Origin of the sequence: Rhodococcus sp. EPR-134 (genome assembly GCF_001647205.1) — a bacterium.
GTDB classification, from domain to species: Bacteria; Actinomycetota; Actinomycetes; order Mycobacteriales; family Mycobacteriaceae; genus Rhodococcus_F; species Rhodococcus_F qingshengii.
Map to the genome: position 1 here is coordinate 1 of NZ_LVCT01000291.1, position 17445 is coordinate 17445.

General features: G+C 63.2%; 15 protein-coding genes and 2 pseudogenes. 11 read left to right on the top strand and 6 right to left on the bottom strand.

Features of this window, described 5'->3' with window-relative positions; genetic code table 11:
* The 6 genes and pseudogenes from A2J01_RS13305 to A2J01_RS13330 all read left to right on the top strand — a co-directional run.
* A pseudogene (locus A2J01_RS13305) lies at positions 1-182 on the top strand (preprotein translocase subunit YajC); the annotation flags it as partial.
* Between the two features lie 197 nt (positions 183-379).
* Positions 380-2101, top strand: a complete 1722-nt coding sequence (gene secD, locus A2J01_RS13310) for a protein translocase subunit SecD (protein ID WP_007732956.1) — start codon at positions 380-382, stop codon at positions 2099-2101.
* Positions 2098-3321 carry a protein translocase subunit SecF gene (secF, locus tag A2J01_RS13315; protein WP_064112873.1) on the top strand — a complete coding sequence of 408 codons (1224 nt, stop codon included), beginning with the start codon at positions 2098-2100 and terminating at the stop codon, positions 3319-3321. Before secD ends, secF begins: the two co-directional genes overlap by 4 nt.
* A gap of 2 nt (positions 3322-3323) precedes the next feature.
* On the top strand, positions 3324-5054 hold the full coding sequence (locus A2J01_RS13320; RefSeq protein ID WP_003943316.1) for an ABC transporter substrate-binding protein: 1731 nt from the start codon (positions 3324-3326) through the stop codon (positions 5052-5054).
* Entirely contained in the window at positions 5051-5629 is a 579-nt protein-coding gene (locus A2J01_RS13325) for an adenine phosphoribosyltransferase (RefSeq protein WP_007732962.1), read from the top strand. Before A2J01_RS13320 ends, A2J01_RS13325 begins: the two co-directional genes overlap by 4 nt.
* Positions 5630-5727: 98 nt before the next feature.
* Entirely contained in the window at positions 5728-8139 is a 2412-nt protein-coding gene (locus A2J01_RS13330) for a RelA/SpoT family protein (protein ID WP_003943344.1), read from the top strand.
* Positions 8140-8191: 52 nt separating this feature from the next.
* Here the strand turns inward: A2J01_RS13330 and A2J01_RS13335 are convergent, their stop codons facing one another.
* Both A2J01_RS13335 and A2J01_RS13340 read right to left on the bottom strand, forming a co-directional pair.
* Positions 8192-9004 (bottom strand): peptidylprolyl isomerase, encoded by an 813-nt coding sequence (locus A2J01_RS13335; protein WP_412770929.1) that lies wholly within the window; start codon positions 9002-9004, stop codon positions 8192-8194.
* On the bottom strand, positions 9004-9885 hold the full coding sequence (locus A2J01_RS13340) for a peptidylprolyl isomerase (RefSeq protein ID WP_003943303.1): 882 nt from the start codon (positions 9883-9885) through the stop codon (positions 9004-9006). Before A2J01_RS13340 ends, A2J01_RS13335 begins: the two co-directional genes overlap by 1 nt.
* 195 nt (positions 9886-10080) lie before the next feature.
* Between A2J01_RS13340 and A2J01_RS13345 the strand changes: the two genes are divergently transcribed.
* From A2J01_RS13345 to A2J01_RS13360, 4 genes are all read left to right on the top strand, one after another.
* On the top strand, positions 10081-10761 hold the full coding sequence (locus A2J01_RS13345; protein ID WP_058227934.1) for an MBL fold metallo-hydrolase: 681 nt from the start codon (positions 10081-10083) through the stop codon (positions 10759-10761).
* Positions 10762-10776: 15 nt separating this feature from the next.
* The gene (gene hisS / locus A2J01_RS13350; RefSeq protein ID WP_007732972.1) at positions 10777-12048 is read left to right on the top strand and encodes a histidine--tRNA ligase; all 1272 of its coding nucleotides are present in this window, start codon (positions 10777-10779) and stop codon (positions 12046-12048) included.
* Positions 12038-12667: a hypothetical protein gene (locus tag A2J01_RS13355; RefSeq protein WP_007732974.1), complete on the top strand. Its 630-nt coding sequence runs from the start codon at positions 12038-12040 to the stop codon at positions 12665-12667. The genes hisS and A2J01_RS13355 overlap by 11 nt, the downstream gene beginning before the upstream one ends.
* 66 nt (positions 12668-12733) lie before the next feature.
* Positions 12734-13723, top strand: a complete 990-nt coding sequence (locus tag A2J01_RS13360; protein ID WP_064112875.1) for a malate dehydrogenase — start codon at positions 12734-12736, stop codon at positions 13721-13723.
* Between the two features lie 12 nt (positions 13724-13735).
* On the opposite strand, the gene A2J01_RS13365 is transcribed toward A2J01_RS13360, so the two are convergent.
* Positions 13736-14971, bottom strand: a complete 1236-nt coding sequence (locus A2J01_RS13365; RefSeq protein WP_230359837.1) for a hypothetical protein — start codon at positions 14969-14971, stop codon at positions 13736-13738.
* On the bottom strand, positions 14968-15297 hold the full coding sequence (locus A2J01_RS13370) for a type VII secretion target (RefSeq protein ID WP_030536848.1): 330 nt from the start codon (positions 15295-15297) through the stop codon (positions 14968-14970). Before A2J01_RS13370 ends, A2J01_RS13365 begins: the two co-directional genes overlap by 4 nt.
* A 173-nt stretch (positions 15298-15470) precedes the next feature.
* Between A2J01_RS13370 and otsB the strand changes: the two genes are divergently transcribed.
* Positions 15471-16259: a trehalose-phosphatase gene (gene otsB / locus A2J01_RS13375; protein WP_230359838.1), complete on the top strand. Its 789-nt coding sequence runs from the start codon at positions 15471-15473 to the stop codon at positions 16257-16259.
* 199 nt (positions 16260-16458) lie between these two features.
* Here otsB and A2J01_RS13380 read toward each other — a convergent pair whose 3' ends face one another.
* Both A2J01_RS13380 and A2J01_RS13385 read right to left on the bottom strand, forming a co-directional pair.
* Positions 16459-17250, bottom strand: coding sequence for an ABC transporter permease subunit (locus A2J01_RS13380; protein WP_003943323.1), 792 nt, complete (start codon positions 17248-17250; stop codon positions 16459-16461).
* A pseudogene (locus A2J01_RS13385) lies at positions 17250-17445 on the bottom strand (ABC transporter ATP-binding protein); the annotation flags it as partial. The pseudogene A2J01_RS13385 and the gene A2J01_RS13380, both read right to left, overlap by 1 nt.

A 17445-nucleotide genomic window follows, 5' to 3' on the forward strand; every position in this document is an offset into this window, starting at 1 on the left:
CCCTGGACGACGACACCGTGGACCTCGAGATCGCGGACGGTGTCATCACCACCTGGTCGCGTCTGGTCATCCGTGAGCGCGTCGTCGAGACGACCGAGACCGACGAGTACGACGACGACTCGATTTCCGAGATCGAAGAGTCTGCTGCCGACACCGAAATCCGGCTCACCAAGGAGTCCTGACTTCGTCGAACTGGTACGTGTTCTAGAGTTGTGAACTCGGACACACGTCCAGATCGGTTTGTCCGCTCTTACACCAGCAGCTCAGTTCACCCCGTTGATCAATCGTTGCAGTTCGAACGCCGCAGCTCGGGTGGTCGTCGACCACCCGAGCCGTGCACTTACTGAAGCTCTGCACCTACCGAGGAGACTTAAAGATCGTGGCACCTTCCACCGGAACGGTGCATCCGGTCCGCTACCTGGCCCTTTTCGGGGTCCTGGTAGTGGCACTGTATGCCCTGGTGTTCTTCACTGGAGACAAGTCGGCCACGCCGAAACTCGGCATCGACCTGCAGGGTGGAACGCGCGTCACGTTGACCGCTCGTACCCCGGACGGCAGCGCTCCCAGTCAGGACAGTCTCAAGCAGGCTCAGGAAATCATCGAGACCCGCGTCAACGGTCTCGGCGTTTCCGGTTCCGAGGTCGTTGTCGACGGTGACAACCTCGTCATCACCGTTCCCGGCGACGACAGTGCGCAGGCTCGCTCGCTCGGCCAGACCGCTCGTCTGTACATCCGCCCGGTGACGGGTTCGATCGACGTCGCCACCCGTGACGCGAATCGGACAGCTACGCCTGAGGCGCCGGCGGCCGAAACTCCGGCCACTGATGCACCGGCCCCCGAAGCACCCGCTGACGGGACGCAGACGCCGCAGAACCGTCCGTTCCTGGCTCAGGACCCGACTACTCCCGAGGCAACGCCCGCGCCGCAGACAACGACTCCGGCCCCCACCGGGGACGCTCCGAGCGACGGCACCGACGAAGGCGACGCAGCAGCAGCGGAAATCGCCGCAGCGCGCGCCCTCCGGCAGAGCAGCGATCCGACAGTGCAGCAGCAAGCAGTGGCGAACCTCGACTGCTCCGTCGCGGATCCGCTCCGTGGAAACGACGACCCGACCCTGCCGCTGGTCGCGTGCTCGCAAGACGGACTGAACATCTATCTCCTCGGTCCTTCGATCATCGACGGCCAGGAGATTGCCGACGCGTCTTCGGTCTTCAACTCGCAGCAGTCGCGCCACGAGATCAGCCTCTCGTTCAAGACGACCGGCAGCAACACCTGGGCCGAGTTCACCTCAGCCAACATCGGCAAGCAGGCAGCGTTCACGCTCGACTCGAAGGTCGTCAGCGCTCCCACGATTCAAGGTGCAACGCCTGCGGGTAGCGCCACCTCGATCACGGGCAGTTTCACTGCCGAGAGTGCCAAAGAACTTGCCAACACACTGAAGTACGGTTCGCTTCCGCTCTCGTTCGCAGCCTCTGAGGCCGAGACGGTCTCGGCCACGCTCGGCCTGGCCTCACTGCAGGCGGCATTGATCGCCGGCGCGGTCGGTCTCGTTCTCGTTCTGCTGTACTGCCTCGTCTACTACCGCATGCTCGGCGTCCTGACGGCGTTGTCGCTGATTCTCTCCGGAGTCATGGTCTACGCGATCATGGTTCTGCTCGGCAGATACATCGGCTTCACGCTCGACTTGGCCGGCATGGCTGGTCTGATCATCGGTATCGGTATGACCGCCGACTCGTTCGTCGTGTTCTTCGAACGCATCAAGGACGAAATGCGTGAGGGCCGTAGCTTCCGCTCGGCGGTGCCACGCGGTTGGGCAAGAGCACGCCGAACAATTCTTTCCGGCAACGCGGTGAGCTTCATCGCCGCTGCGGTTCTGTACGTGCTGGCGGTCGGACAGGTGCGCGGCTTCGCCTTCACCTTGGGTCTGACGACCATTCTCGACGTGATTGTCGTGTTCCTCGTGACGTGGCCACTGGTCAGCATGGCGTCCCGTTCGGCGTTCTGGTCCAAGCCCAGCGTCAACGGTCTCGGCGCAGTGCAAGAGGTTGCCCGCGAACGTAAGGTTGCCGCCGCTGCGTCGGCTAAGGAGACACGAGCATGAGCGAGTCCAACAACTCCCCGGTGGGGTCCACCAACAGTTCCGCCGCCGAGTCCGCCGATGCGGTGGCCCGGTCGGAGATCACCGACTCAGGCGTCGATCAGGGCGCGATGCCCAAGCACAGCTGGCTCTCGCGGCTGTACACCGGAACGGGTGCGTTCGAGGTCGTCGGCAAGCGTCGCTTCTACTACGGACTGACCGGCGCTCTGGTCGCCATTGCGCTGCTGAGCATCATCTTGCGCGGCTTCACCTTCGGTATCGATTTCGAAGGCGGATCACGCATTCAGTTCCCGGCCGAGGGCGGAGTCGAGACGTCGGCGGTGGAAACCGTCTACTCCGACACACTCGGGTTCGAACCGGTCAGCGTGCAGACAGTCGGCTCGGGTGCCAGCGCAACCGTGCAGATCCGGTCGGAGACGTTGAACGCGACGCAGATCAACGATCTTCAGTCGGCTCTCTTCGACGAGTTCCAGCCCAAGGACAAGAACGGGAACCCGTCGGCGCAAGCCATCAGTTTTGCGGACGTGAGTGAAACCTGGGGCGGCCAGATCACCAAGAAGGCGCTGATCGCGCTGATTGTGTTCCTGGTGATCGTGAGTATCTACATCGCCATCCGCTTCGAGCGGGACATGGCGGTAGCTGCGATCGTTGCGTTGTTCTTCGACATCATCGTCACTGCCGGCGTCTACTCGCTCGTCGGTTTCGAGGTGACGCCCGCGACGGTGATCGGTTTGCTCACCATTCTCGGCTTCTCGCTGTACGACACCGTGGTGGTGTTCGACAAGGTCGAAGAGAACACCCGCGGTGTTCTGCATCTGACGCGCCGGACGTACGGCGAGCAGGCCAACCTCGCGGTGAATCAGACCTTGATGCGATCGATCAACACGACGGTCATCAGCGTGCTCCCGGTGATCGCTCTGATGGTTGTCGCGGTCTGGATGCTCGGCGTCGGCACACTCAAGGACCTTGCGCTCGTTCAGCTCGTCGGCATCATCGTGGGTGCGTACTCCTCGATCTTCTTCGCGACGCCGCTCCTGGTGTCGATGAAGGAACGCTGGGGACCCGTTGCCGCGCACACTCGTAAGGTGCTCTCGCGCCGGGCTACGCTGGCCGAGAAAGGTACGCAGACGGTTGCCGTCGGCGCACCAGTTGCACGCCGTGCTCCGGTTGCTCCGCAGCCGGGTGCGCGGCCGACCGGAAAGCGAAACAAGAAGGGGCACTGAACATGCTCCCAAGAACACGCACACTGGTTCGATCGATGACGTTCGTTGCGGCCACCGCTGTGGCTGCGGGTTCGTTGGCGGCCTGCTCGGAAAGCGCCGAGCAGGTTCCGTCCATCGGATATGCCATCGACAACTCCATCTCCACGTACAACGCCAACACGACAGCTGGATCGGTGTCCGGGGCGATGGCCGCGTTCGGCCGGGTGCTTCCCGGCTTCACGTTCACCGGCCCGGCCGGAGCACCTGTCTCCGACACCGACATCGGAACGGCGTCTGAGTTGCCCGGTGACGTGCTCACGGTCTCGTACAAGCTCAATCCGGCGTCCGTGTACTCCGATGGGATTCCGATGTCCTGTGACGATCTCGTCCTCACCTGGGCGGCGTCGAGTGGCAAGTTCACCGAAGACGTCGATGGTGCCGTGAAGCCCATGTTCGACACGGCGAACAATCTCGGATACGCGGACATCGACCGGATCGACTGCCAGAGCGGGGCGAAGGACGCGACGGTGTTCTTCAAACCCGGGCGATCGTTCACCGATTGGCGGTCGTTGTTCGGTGCGACTGCGTTGATGCCTTCACACGTCGTGACGCAGCGCACGGGTGTCAGCGACGTGGTGAGCGCGGTGAATGCCGGTGACACCGAAGCGTTGTCGAAGATCGCGGACTTCTGGAACACCGGGTGGAACCTGACTCCAGGTCAGGTGGACACCTCCGTACTGCCCTCCGCTGGTCCGTATCGAATCGACTCGTACAGTACCGACGACGGCCTGGTGCTGGTCGCGAACGAGCGGTGGTGGGGCAACAAGCCTGCGACCGATCGCATCGTCGTCTGGCCACGTGGTGTGAATCTGACCGAGGATCTCGACAAGAACTCGATCGAGGTAGTCGACGTCGCTTCCGGCTCGGCTGGCGAACTCGGTACTCCGTCCGGGTTCGACGTCCAACAGATTCCGTCGCGGTCGATCGAGCAGTTCGTTCTCGCGACCTCTGGTTCGCTGGGCGACGAAGCCGCCCGTCGAGCGTTCGCGCATTGTGTTCCGCGTACGACTCTGTTCGAGAAGTTCGGGCAGACGGAGAATGCGCCGCAGGCGGGTTTGGGTTCCGGCGTGGTCGATTCGCGACTGATGGCGCCGGATTCACTCGTTTACAGCGACGCCGCTGCGGTCGACGGTGATCGGTACGCCAATGCCGACATCGAGGCTGCGAAGACGTCGTTGTCGGAAGCCGACCTCGACCAGTTGACCGTCCGGGTCGGGTACCTCGCACCGGACCCGGTGCGGGCGCAGATCGTCTCCGAAGCGAAAGCCGCGTGTGCTCCGGCGGGAATCACGGTCGAGGACGCAAGTAGCGACAGCTTCGATCCCGCGAGTCTGCAGAGTGGGGGAGTCGACGCCGTGCTCTCCGGCATGGCAGGCAAAGTCGGCGCAGGCGGAACAGCGAGCATGATCGACGCGCGCGGAGCGCTGCGATCGGGCAACGGCGCAAACCTCGGTACGTACGGAAATGCCAGGATCGATCAGATCATCGATCAGTTGAACGTGGATGCGAGCACGAGTGCGCAATTGGGACTCTCGGTGGAGGCGGAGAACATCCTGTGGACCCAGGTGCCTACGATTCCACTGTTCAATCAACTACGAACTGTCGCTGTAGCTCCAGGCATGTCGGCAGTGTTGGTCAATCCGACTCGGGCCGCTACCGGCTGGAACATGGACAGATGGGTACTACGCAGATGAGCGTCTCGAATGGTGTTGCCTTGCACACGACTGAAGAATTGATCGCAATCCACCGGGCTGCCGGGGACGCCGTTGTTCGGCTGACCCGCTGGGCGGACAACTTTCCCGGTCCCGGTGTTCGGTTCGCCGATCTGACTCCGGTGTTCGCCGACGCCGAGGGGTTCGGGGCCGTGCTCGATGCCCTTGTCGCCTGTGCTCCGGACGCCGACACGATCGCCGCCGTCGATGCTCGCGGTTTCCTGCTCGGTGCCGGTGCGGCCGCGAAGATGGGTGCGGGAGTCGTTGCCGTGCGGAAGGTCGGCAAACTGCCGCCGCCGGTGCTCTCTCGTTCGTACAGCCTCGAGTACGGATCCTCGACTCTCGAGATTCCCGCAAACGGCTTCGATCTCACGGGGCGGAATGTTCTGGTGATCGACGACGTTCTGGCTACCGGAGGGACACTCGAGGCGGCTGTACAGTTGGTCGAGTTGGGTGGAGCGAACGTCGTCGGCGTCGCAGTGGTGCTCGAGATCGAGGAACTGCGCGGTCGAGATCGCTTCTTGAAGTACCCACTGACATCACTGGTGAAGGTCTGAGTATTAAAGTTGTCTCCTGGGGGTCGAGTTAGACCTCCAGGGCAATTACCCGATGCAGGGCGGTTGCCTCAACCAACTCGGTGGTAGGAGGTGGCGACATGACGTCGAATCTTGATCGATCACAGAACTCGGGTGCAGTGTCGCAGGAGACGGGTGCAGTTCCGGCTCCGGAGACGACACCATCGAAGTCCGCGGTGCCCGACGATTCGGGATCTGCGCAAACTACCGGCAATCGGGGTGGGCAGAATCTGGCCGTGCCCGCTTCCGCCTCCCGTAGGGTGCGCGCTCGGCTTGCTCGACGCATCACCGGTCAGCGCAACGCCACCATCCGCCCGGTGCTCGAGCCGTTGGTCAGCCTCCACCGTGAGCTGTATCCGAAGGCCGACCTCGCGCTGCTCCAGCGTGCGTACGACGTCGCCGAGGACAGACATTCGAGCCAGCGGCGCAAGTCCGGCGATCCGTACATCACGCATCCGTTGGCCGTCGCAAGCATTCTGGCCGAGTTGGGTATGGACACCACTACCCTCGTCGCAGCCCTTCTGCACGACACCGTCGAGGACACCGGTTACTCACTCGAAGAGTTGACCAAGGATTTCGGTGACGAGGTCGCTCACCTTGTCGACGGAGTCACCAAACTCGACAAGGTCGTTCTGGGCACCGCCGCCGAGGGCGAAACCATCCGCAAGATGATCATCGCGATGGCGCGGGACCCGCGCGTGCTCGTGATCAAGGTTGCGGATCGTCTGCACAACATGCGCACGATGCGATTCCTGCCGCCCGAAAAGCAGGCACGTAAGGCGCGTGAGACTCTCGAAGTCATTGCACCACTTGCGCATCGGCTCGGAATGGCGACCGTCAAGTGGGAACTCGAGGACCTTTCGTTCGCGATCCTGCACCCGAAGAAGTACGACGAGATCGTTCGACTGGTCGCCGATCGCGCGCCCTCTCGAGACACTTATCTGGCCAAGGTTCGCGCCGAGATCAACTCGACTCTGTCCGCCTCGCGGATCAATGCCATCGTCGAGGGCCGGCCCAAGCACTACTGGTCGATCTACCAGAAGATGATCGTCAAGGGCCGCGATTTCGACGACATCCACGATCTGGTCGGCGTGCGCATTCTGTGCGAAGAGGTGCGTGACTGTTACGCCGCGGTCGGTGTTGTCCACTCGCTGTGGCAGCCGATGGCCGGACGCTTCAAGGACTACATCGCACAGCCGCGCTACGGCGTCTACCAGTCGCTGCACACCACCGTCGTGGGACCGGAAGGCAAGCCCCTGGAGGTCCAGATCCGGACCCAGGACATGCACCGGACCGCCGAGTTCGGTATCGCCGCGCACTGGCGGTACAAGGAGACCAAGGGCAAGCACGCGGGCGACATCGCCGAGGTCGACGACATGGCGTGGATGCGTCAGCTACTCGACTGGCAACGTGAAGCGGCCGATCCGGGGGAGTTCCTCGAATCGTTGCGTTACGACCTCGCGGTCAAGGAGATCTTCGTCTTCACGCCAAAGGGTGACGTGATCACGTTGCCTGCCGGATCGACTCCCGTCGATTTCGCGTATGCGGTGCACACCGAGGTCGGGCACCGATGCATCGGTGCCAGGGTCAACGGCCGGTTGGTCGCGCTGGAACGAACTCTCGAAAACGGCGAAGTGGTAGAGGTCTTCACGTCGAAGGCTGCCACCGCCGGGCCGAGCCGAGATTGGCAGACGTTTGTCGTCTCGCCGCGTGCCAAGGCGAAGATCCGGCAGTGGTTCGCGAAGGAACGCCGCGAAGAGGCGCTCGAGTCCGGCAAGGATCAGATCGCGAAGGAAGTCCGCCGTGTGGGACTTCCGTTGCAGCGGTTGATGAATGCCGAATCGATGAGCACGATCGCGCACGAACTTCGCTATCCCGACGTCTCGGCGTTGTACACGGCCGTAGGCGAGAGTCAGGTGTCGGCGCACCACGTCGTGCAGCGACTGGTTGCTCATCTGGGCGGCGTCGGCGCCGTCGAGGAGGAACTGGCCGAGCGTTCGACGCCGTCGACCATGCCGGTGCGCACCCGCAGTACGGGTGACTCCGGAATTCTGGTTCCCGGAGCACCGGGCACGGTGGCAAAACTCGCGAAGTGTTGCACGCCGGTACCGGGCGATTCGATTCTGGGCTTCGTCACGCGTGGCGGCGCGGTCAGCGTGCACCGTACCGACTGCACCAACGCCAACTCGCTCCACGATCAGTCGGAGCGAATCATCGACGTCGAATGGGCACCGTCAGCGACATCGGTGTTCCTGGTCGCGATCCAGATCGAGGCGCTCGATCGTCATCGGTTGCTTTCCGACGTCACCAAGGCGTTGGCAGACGAGAAGGTGAACATCCTGTCGGCCTCGGTCACCACGTCCGGCGACCGGGTGGCGATCAGCAAGTTCACCTTCGAGATGGGCGACCCGAAGCACTTGGGTCATGTTCTCAACGTGGTTCGTAACGTGGAAGGCGTCTACGACGTCTACCGCGTGACCTCTGCTTCGTAAACTGCTGTGCGCCTTTATTAACCGCGGGCGGTTAATAAAGGCGCACAGGGGGTCAGGCGACTACTGCAGTCTCGATGGTGATCGGGGTGTTGGGTGCACCGCCGCCGGTTGCTCCCATGCCACCGTCGTCGCCGTCGGCCGCGATCTTCTCGATCGTCGCCAGGCCGGCGTCGTCGATCTTTCCGAAGACCGTGTAGTTGGGCGGCAAGACCGAATCCTCGTAGACGAGGAAGAACTGACTGCCGTTGCTGCCCGGTTTACCCGAGTTGGCCATTGCCAGCGTGCCGCGGGGGTAGACGGCAGGCAAGGAGAGTGCCGGATCGTTAGCCGGGTAGGCAGTGGTCGGGTACTCGTTGTCGAAGCCATAGCCTGGTCCGCCCGTGCCCTTGCCCGAGGGATCGCCGCACTGCAGGATCTGTAGACCGGGTGTGGTGACGAGTCGATGGCACGGGGTGTCGTCGAAGTACTTCTGCTCGGTCAAGCTCACGATGCTGTTGACCGTGCAGGGGGCTTCCGCCCGGTTCAGTTCCATCCCGATCGGGCCGGCCGTAGTCGTGAGCGCGACGTTGACGGTTCCCTCGGTGGACACACCCGTGGAGTTCGGCGGATTGACGGTTTTTGCTGCACCCGCCGCGCTCGGGTACGAGCAGTCGACGGTCGCCGAGGCCGGAGTCGGGACAGGCGGGAGTGCGTCGAACTGTGACATGTCGAGCGGCGGCATGGCAGCCGTTGTCGACTTCGCCTTGGAGGTGCTGGACGGCGAGTCCGAGCTACCGGAATCACTGGAACAACCAGCCAGAAGCAGCGCCGCGGCGCTGGCGGCGGCAATAACTACAGGAAAGCGCATCACAGGATTACGTCGCATCAGTCGAGCCTTACTGTCTTGATGTCGGTGGTCAGATTCGGCTTGCCGTCACCCTCTGGCGTCGATCCGCCGGCCGCGACCTTGTCCAAAGTGGCGAGCCCGGTTTCGTCGATCGTGCCGAAAACCGTGTACTGCGGGGGGAGTTGTGAGTCGCCGTAGACGAGGAAGAACTGGCTGCCGTTGCTACCGGGTGCCCCGGTGTTGGCCATCGCAACCGTGCCGCGCGCGTAGGTGACGGGCTCTTGCGCTGCCGGGTCGGTGGTGGAATACGCCGTGGTGGGGAATTCGTTGTCGAAGCCGTAGCCCGGTCCGCCGGTGCCGGTGCCGGACGGGTCACCGCACTGCAGCACCTGGAGCGAGGGGCTCGTCGTCATGCGGTGGCAGGTGGTGTCGTTGAAGTAGTCCTGCTGCGCCAAGCTCACGAAGCTGTTGACCGTGCACGGAGACTTCGTTCCGTCGAGTGTGAGCCCGATGTTTCCCTGCGAGGTCTCGACGCTGATGCTCGGCGTCGCGTCCGGCGCGGTGGTGGGAATCCCGTCGGTACGAGGAGGGTTGTTGGCCTTGGACGCGGTAGCGCCGTCGGCTGGATACGAGCAGGAAACCGTGTCGGCCAGTGGCGTCGACAGACCGGCCGGCATTGCACCCGCGGTCTGTGGCGTGAGGCTCGAGTCGTCGGCAGCAGTGTTGGTGGTGTTCGCGTCGTCGTCACTGCGATTGCTCAGCCAGATGAGTCCACCGACGACGCCGACTACGACGACCACGCCGAGCGCAGTTCCGGCTATCGTCATCTGCTTGCGCTTGCGGGCACGTTCTGCGCGACGTTCGAGCTGACGCTCGAGCTTGCGTTTCGCCGCCTCGCGGCGTTGCTCGTTACTCGGCACTGCTGTAGTCCTCCGTATCGCGGGTGGATCGTGGTCGGCCGGCCGAGCGACACCCTGGGGGTCGGCTTCGGCAAGCGGCTCTACTCGTCGTCAGAGTCTCCCATTGCAACCTGAGAACTTACTGGCGGGGCAGCAGCTTAGGCTGTAACCGACAGCGTGTTGTTCGTTTCCACCCTTCGAAGAGGAGTTGCCCCCGTGCTCGTCACTGGTTTTCCGGCCGGGATGTTCCAAACCAACTGCTACATACTCGCTCAGAACGACGCGTGCGAGTGCGTAGTCGTAGATCCGGGTCAGGATGCAGCTGAGCCGCTCTTCGAATATCTGGACTCCAAGGACATGTCGGTCACGGCGGTCCTCCTGACGCACGGTCATCTCGATCACGTGTGGTCGGCCCGCGAGGTCTGTGAGCGGTATTCCGTACCCGCGTACATCCATCCCGAGGATCGCTACATGCTCAGCGATCCGGCACGGGGGATCGGCCCGACGATGAAGGAATTCATTCAAGGCATGACGTTCGTGGAGCCGGACGAGGTGATCGAACTGGCCGACGGAGACAAGATCACCGAGGCCGGAATGACGTTCGTCGTGGACCACACACCCGGGCACACGCAGGGATCGGTGGTGTTCCGCACCCAGGCGAACACCGAGAGCGGGCCCGTGGATTTGGCGTTCACCGGTGACACCCTGTTCCAGGGTTCCATCGGGCGCAGCGACCTGCCCGGCGGAAATCACGAGCAGTTGCTCGCTTCGATCGCCCGCAAGCTATTGGTACTCGGTGACGAGACAGTGGTCCTGCCCGGGCACGGCGGCAACAGTTCGATCGGCGCCGAGCGAAGCTCGAATCCGTTTCTCGTTGGACTCAGCGCACAAGAATAAGGAAAAGTACCTCTCGTGAGTAAAGCCAGCACCTTCTCTGCACCCAAGGGCATTCCGGACTACGTTCCGCCGCAGTCAGCCGAATTCGTCGCCGTTCGTGACGGTTTGACGCGCGCCGCGAGGTTGGCCGGATACGGCCACATCGAATTGCCGATCTTCGAGGACACCGGCCTGTTCGCTCGCGGTGTCGGTGAGTCGACCGACGTCGTCAGCAAAGAGATGTACACATTCGCCGACCGCGGTGACCGTTCGGTGACGTTGCGTCCCGAGGGAACCGCCGGAGTCATGCGTGCGGTCATCGAGCACAGCCTCGATCGTGGACAGTTGCCGGTCAAGGTCAGCTACGCGGGCCCGTTCTTCCGCTACGAGCGCCCGCAGGCCGGTCGCTACCGCCAGTTGCAGCAGGTCGGCGTCGAAGCCATCGGGATCGACGACCCCGCGCTCGACGCTGAGGTCATCGCGATCGCCGACGCCGGATTCCGGTCTTTGGGGCTCGACGGCTTCCGCCTCGAAATCACCTCTCTCGGTGACGACACCTGCCGGCCGCAGTATCGCGAACTGCTGCAGGAGTTTCTCTTTGCACTCCCACTCGACGAAGACACGCGTCGACGCGCCGAGATCAACCCGCTCCGCGTGCTCGACGACAAGCGCCCGGATGTACGCGAGATGACTGCGGGCGCACCGCTCATGCTCGATCACCTGTCCGAGAGCTGCAAGGCGCACTTCGACGAGGTGCTAGCGCACCTGGACGCATTGGGCGTTCCGTACGTCGTCAACCCGCGCATGGTCCGCGGCCTCGACTACTACACCAAGACAACCTTCGAATTCGTGCACGACGGACTGGGTGCGCAGTCCGGAATCGGTGGTGGTGGTCGTTACGACGGTCTGATGGAACAGCTGGGTGGACAGCCGCTCTCGGGCATCGGGTTCGGAATCGGCGTCGACCGCACGGTTCTCGCGCTCGAGGCCGAGGGCAAGTCCGTTGCGCCACCGGCGCGTGTCGACGTCTTCTGTGTACCGATGGGTGCCGAGGCGAAGGCTGCACTGGTGAAGATCGCACATCAGTTGCGTGCCAATGGGATTCGCGTCGACCTGGCGTACGGAAACCGTGGCGTGAAGGGCTCGATGAAGGCAGCTGATCGTTCGGGTGCCGCGATCGCTTTGGTTCTCGGCGAGCGTGAACTCGAAGAGGGCGTTGTCGTTGTCAAACAGTTGGCAACAGGTGAGCAGGAGACAGTGGCGCTCGACCAGGTTGTCGACAAGCTCGGGGAACTCGTTGAGCACTGAGGCCGAACCGGTTTCGCTCGATCTGGTTCCCGTGGCGTTGATCGCGCCGCGGCTGAAGAAATTCGCCGTTGTTGTCGTGGTGTTCGGCGTGGTCGTCGGGTTGATCGTCAGTGTGTTCTCGACGGCGACCGTTGGAGTGATCGTCGGCGCCGTCATTGCGGTGCCGACGTCACTGGCGATCCTGATGACGCTGCGCCGGCACATCACGTTGTACGGCAACAGAGTTCGTGCGCAAGCTGGTTTTCGAACCAACGTCGTCGACGTGGCCGAGGTACTCACGGCGGCATTGACGGTGAGATCCGGCCGGATCAGCGAAGTCAGCTTGACGCTCGGCGACGGACGGTCCACCGTGCGGATCCCGCTCGCGCTGTATACCGCGGGGGGTGGGCGCGAGTTGGAGATCCTTGCACTCCGCAAGCTCGCGGACGCGCTGGCGGCCAGCGAGTTGGTACCGGCTGCCGCGTTGTCCTCGGTGCTGATCGAACAGTTGCGTGCCGAAGCCCGCGGCGCCGGACTCGCCGAGCGTCCGCTCTACCGCGCCGTCGAACTCGTGACGGCGGAGGGACGAGTGCCGAGAACCACACTGACAGACCACGAAGTGGCCGGTTTACTCGACTAGCGTGGAAACCGTTCTTACAGCGTTGTAGAACGGACAGTCGTGAAAACGGCAGGTGAGGAGTCGGCAATGAGTATTGCGCCCGTAACCGTCACGGTAACCGGAGCGTCGGGTCAGATCGCATACGGAATGCTTTTCCGCATAGCTGCGGGGGAGATGCTCGGCGCTGACGTCCCGATCAAACTTCGACTGCTCGAGATTCCTGCCGCCGTGTCCGCTGCCGAAGGCGTTGCGATGGAACTCGAAGACGGCGCATTTCCGTTGCTGAGCTCCATCGACATCACCGACGATCCCGATGTCGCCTTCTCCGGCGCGAACGTCGGGATGCTGGTCGGCGCACGTCCGCGGAGCAAGGGGATGGAGCGTGCCGACTTGCTGAGTGCGAACGGCGCGATTTTCACAGCGCACGGGAAGGCGATCAACAACAACGCAGCCTCGGACGTCAAGGTGCTGGTCGTGGGAAACCCGGCCAACACCAACGCGCTCATCGCGATGAACAATGCACCGGACGTGCCCGATACTCGGTTCAGTGCGCTGACACGTCTCGACCACAACCGAGCGATCGCGCAGGTCGTGAAGAAGACCGGGGTTCGTGCGTCGTCGGTGCGCAAGGTGTCCGTCTGGGGAAACCATTCGGCGACGCAGTACCCGGACCTGTCCCACGCGACTGTCGCAGGTGAGCCTGCACTCGCGGTGATCGACGACCGCGACTGGGTGGAGAACGAATTCATCCCGACTGTGCAGGTGCGAGGCACCGCCATCATCGCTGCGCGGGGATCGTCCTCTGCGGCGAGTGCGGCCAGCGCGTCGATCGACCACGTCCGCGACTGGGTGATCGGTACCGTCGAGGACGACTGGGTATCCATGGCCGTCTGTTCGGACGGTTCCTACGGAGTGCCCGAAGGATTGATCTCTTCCTTCCCTGTGACCTGTGCCGATGGCGAGTTCGCTATCGTGCCCGACCTCGCGATCGACGACTTCTCACGCGAACGGATCGACCTGTCCGTCAGCGAACTGGAGCAGGAGCGTGCGGCGGTGCGGGAGTTGGGCTTCGTCTGAGGTTTGTCTTGATCAGAGATCTCGGAACAGGTACTGATCGGGATCGTCAGCCCCGAGCACGGGCGGCGACACCATCGGCAGATCGTCGACCATCGAATTCTCGTCGCCGGCAGTGACGAGATACCTCGGGGTAGTGCGTGACGACTCGTCGTCCCGAGATCCGCGGGGTCCACCGCCCGGCATGCCGCCCGGCGACATGCCGCTACTGCCGACTGCCGACGATGGTGCACCCAGGCCGGGCGTTGTTACCGGAACCGGTTGAACTGCAGCAACTCCCGCTGCACCACTCACCATTCCGCCGGTAGTGCCACCGCTTCCGCTCACCCATGCTCCGCCAGAGCTTGCCGTCGCACTGGGTGACGGCGACGCGCCGGCTGCGAGTGACGTCGACGGATTGCCTGCGCCCCACAGCTTGTCGACGCCGGTCGGAAGCCCGGCGCCGGCCTGTGCAGCCGAGGTTCGAACAGCCTCGGTGCCTGGCTGAGTGGAGTCCGGGTGGGTGGAGTACGGCGCATCACCGGCATCGGTTGAGGCAGACAGAGGTTGGGCGATCTGACGGGCGGCGTTGTTGATTGCCTCCGCAGTGATCAGGTTGGAGAGTGCCTCACTGGTCGGTGGGGTCGGCACGGGGATCGGTCCGGCAAGGGCGTTCATGGCTGCGGTGTGCCCGAGCATCTCCCCGCGCGTCCGAGTCACCGCCGCGACGGCTGCCTGCATGTGTTCAGCTGCCGAGGCAAGCAACATCGCCTGTCCTGGTGGTGTCCACGCGATGGGCGCGGCAGCTGCAACCGTGGTGGCGAAGGACTGCGCGATTGCCGCGAGATTCGCGTTGCCTCGCTGCACCGATTCCGCGGCGGCAGCAGCAGTTTTCGATATCGCGGTTCCGCGTTCGCTCAATTCTGCGCCGCTGTTCTGGGCGGATCGCGACAGTTCGGTCGCGGCGTCACTGCCGGTGCTGTTCCAGGTCTGGCTTACCTCGGCGACCGCGCTTCGGGACAGTCCCATGGCGTGGTCGATGAGAGTGGACGCCTGATCGAAGATGCCGACGGGATCGATGCCCGCAAAAGTGCCTGTGCCGAGACTCTTCCCGAGTTCGATCAAGGGCGCGAACAGATCTTCGATTCCGGGGAGTGCCGGTACCGGTATGCCGGCGAGCATCGATTCGACCACATTGTTCGGCAGTGCCGGGGCAGGAGCGCCACCGTGAGGGAATTCGATGACGGTCGTCGAGTCGTCTTCGGTGCTCACGCGGTCGCGCCCGTCGATCCGGCCACAGCGGTCAGATCTGTTGCGATTGCATGATCTGTGGTGTCGTAGGCCTGCGCGGCTGCACCGGCCGTCGCGGCGTTGCCGGCGTAGAACGTGGCGAGTGCTGCAACATCTTTGGTGTGTGTGGCCTGAGCGCGCGCGAATGCTTCGAGAAATTCGATCCCGACGGGGCCCACGGCCGGTGCGACTGCTGCGATGTTTGCACCCAGATCGACGGCGGCGGCCTGCGCGATGCGTCCTGCCGCTTCGGTCGACGTCGAGCCGTACTTTCGGATGCCGTCAGTGGCGACAGTCAATTCGCTCATCATTACCCCCCAGTTGGTAAGCGTGGTGAGAACTGTATCGGACCACAGTCCGCCCTTGCAGGGAGAGAACGCGAGTTCGCCAGCGGTTCCGGACAACCTGGACGAAGTGGCGGAGATTACATTCGGATCCGGTGTTGGTATTGCGGGTGCGATCGATTTGGCACACTCGAACCATGCGAACCGCTGCGGACGTCATCCTCCGACTCACGTCCGATCCAGCTCGCTGTGGACTGGTGATGGATTTCGACGGTGTGCTTGCACCCATCGTCGATGATCCGTCGGCGAGTGCACTCCTGCCCGGCGCCGAGGACGTGCTCGCGACTCTGACGAAACACCTCGGTGTAGTCGGCCTGCTTTCGGGGCGGCCGGTGTCGTTTCTGCGAGAACGGCTGAGCCTGGATTCGGTTGTACTCATGGGTTCCTACGGTGTCGAGACCTGGACGGACAACGGAATCGAGGTGCTTCCGGCCGTCGCGGCGTTTAGTGATGCCGTCGCTGAAGCAGAAGCCGACCTGCGCCGCTTGTTCGACTCTCCGGCAGTTCCTGGCATCCATGTCGAGAGCAAAGGCCTTGCGGTGGCCGTGCATTGGCGTCGGGCCGCGGATCGTGCGGTCGCGCAGCGCCTGGTGGAAGCAGCGACGACAGAAATCGCGAGCCGGACCGGGTTGCGGCGTGAGCCCGGCAAGTTGGTCGAGGAATTGCGCCCACCCGTTGAGGAGGACAAGGGGACAGGCCTCCTTCGCGCGATCGCGGCCGCAGGGGTCGACGTCGTCGCGTACGCGGGCGACGACCGGGGTGACCTACCGGCCTTTGCCGCTGTCCTTGCCTCGGGTGGAGAAGCGTTGGTGGTCAAGGGCGACGACATCGCACCGGAAGTGGCTGCTGTCGACGGCGTCCAGTTCGACGGCCCGCAGGCATTCCTCGATTGGATGAAAGAGCTTGCCGCGCAACTGGAACGCTGACATGTGAGGTCAGTCTGCCAAGAACTCGACCAGGTCTTATTTCGAGGTGCCGCGTCCGCGGGGCAGAGTGACGCGAACCCGCGCGTGCCCTGTTCCTTGGCGTGATCGACAAGCGCTGCGGGTTCTGTCAACGCGAAACTGGCCGCACCGGAAGGGCTCCGGTGCGGCCAGTTTCGGTCTTGGTCGGTTTGCGACTCGGTCAGGCGTCGCGCTTGTTGACGACGGCGATGCTGATTCCGAATATCACCAGCACAAACGCTGCGAAGTAGAACAGGCTTCCCCAAGGGCCCCAATGGAAATTGGTGCTCGAACCCGAAGAGAGGAAGTGGTCGGCGTTGGCGAACGGGAGGAACGGTGTGACGTTTCTGCCGAAGGATCCGAACATGCCAAACAGGCTCTCGATGAGCAGTGGCCACAGCAGCAGTAGTGCAATCGCGCCGGCGGACTGACGAAGGAGTGCTCCGACGGCGATGGCAAGGGCGACGCAGAGGAACGCGAAGATCGGTACGCCGTAAACGGCACGCCAGGCATCGGCGTTGTCCAGTGCCAGATTGGTGGAACCTTCAGAGCCTGCCGCAGCTTTGGTGATGAATACCGCGCCGAGCATGAGAACGAAGGACAGTACCGCGCCGAAAGCCCCGATCAGGCCGGCTTTGGCGATCAGAACCGAAGCCCGACTCGGGATGGCCTGGAAGGTGGTACGGATGATGCCGAAGCGGTACTCGCTGGTGATCGCGAGCGCCGCCATGATCATCAGGACCATGACGCCGAATCCGGATACTCCTAGCCCCGCGTCGTTGAACGTGGGGAGGAATTTCTCGAAATCAGGAGTTCCTGATGCGGCTTCGTCGTTGTACGCCTGAATGCTCGAACTCGACGAACGCCCGATCATCCAGGCGACGCCCAACCCTAGGACGATGATTGTGATCGTGCACCACAGCGGCGACTTGGTCGTGGTGATCTTGATACGTTCAGCACTGAGAACAGCCATTACAGTGCACCTCCCATAGCGTGCTGTGTGTTTGCGTGGTGGGCTCCGGCGCCCGGATCGATACCGGATGCGTGGTACTGGACATCGTCTCCGGTCAACTTCATGAACGCATCCTCGAGCGATCCCTGCACAGAAGCCAACTCGTGCAACACGATTCCCTGCGAACCAGCCAAACCACCGATCACATCGGTGGTC

What these genes read in the sequence shown, in the direction of transcription:
- A2J01_RS13360 (WP_064112875.1), top strand. Translation starts at nt 12,734, where the DNA reads ATGAGTATTGCGCCCGTAACCGTCACGGTAACCGGAGCGTCGGGTCAG.
- secF (WP_064112873.1), top strand. Translation starts at nt 2,098, where the DNA reads ATGAGCGAGTCCAACAACTCCCCGGTGGGGTCCACCAACAGTTCCGCC.
- A2J01_RS13325 (WP_007732962.1), top strand. Translation starts at nt 5,051, where the DNA reads ATGAGCGTCTCGAATGGTGTTGCCTTGCACACGACTGAAGAATTGATC.
- A2J01_RS13330 (WP_003943344.1), top strand. Translation starts at nt 5,728, where the DNA reads ATGACGTCGAATCTTGATCGATCACAGAACTCGGGTGCAGTGTCGCAG.
- A2J01_RS13335 (WP_412770929.1), bottom strand. Translation starts at nt 9,004, where the DNA reads ATGCGACGTAATCCTGTGATGCGCTTTCCTGTAGTTATTGCCGCCGCC.
- A2J01_RS13370 (WP_030536848.1), bottom strand. Translation starts at nt 15,297, where the DNA reads ATGAGCGAATTGACTGTCGCCACTGACGGCATCCGAAAGTACGGCTCG.
- A2J01_RS13380 (WP_003943323.1), bottom strand. Translation starts at nt 17,250, where the DNA reads ATGGCTGTTCTCAGTGCTGAACGTATCAAGATCACCACGACCAAGTCG.
- otsB (WP_230359838.1), top strand. Translation starts at nt 15,471, where the DNA reads ATGCGAACCGCTGCGGACGTCATCCTCCGACTCACGTCCGATCCAGCT.
- A2J01_RS13320 (WP_003943316.1), top strand. Translation starts at nt 3,324, where the DNA reads ATGCTCCCAAGAACACGCACACTGGTTCGATCGATGACGTTCGTTGCG.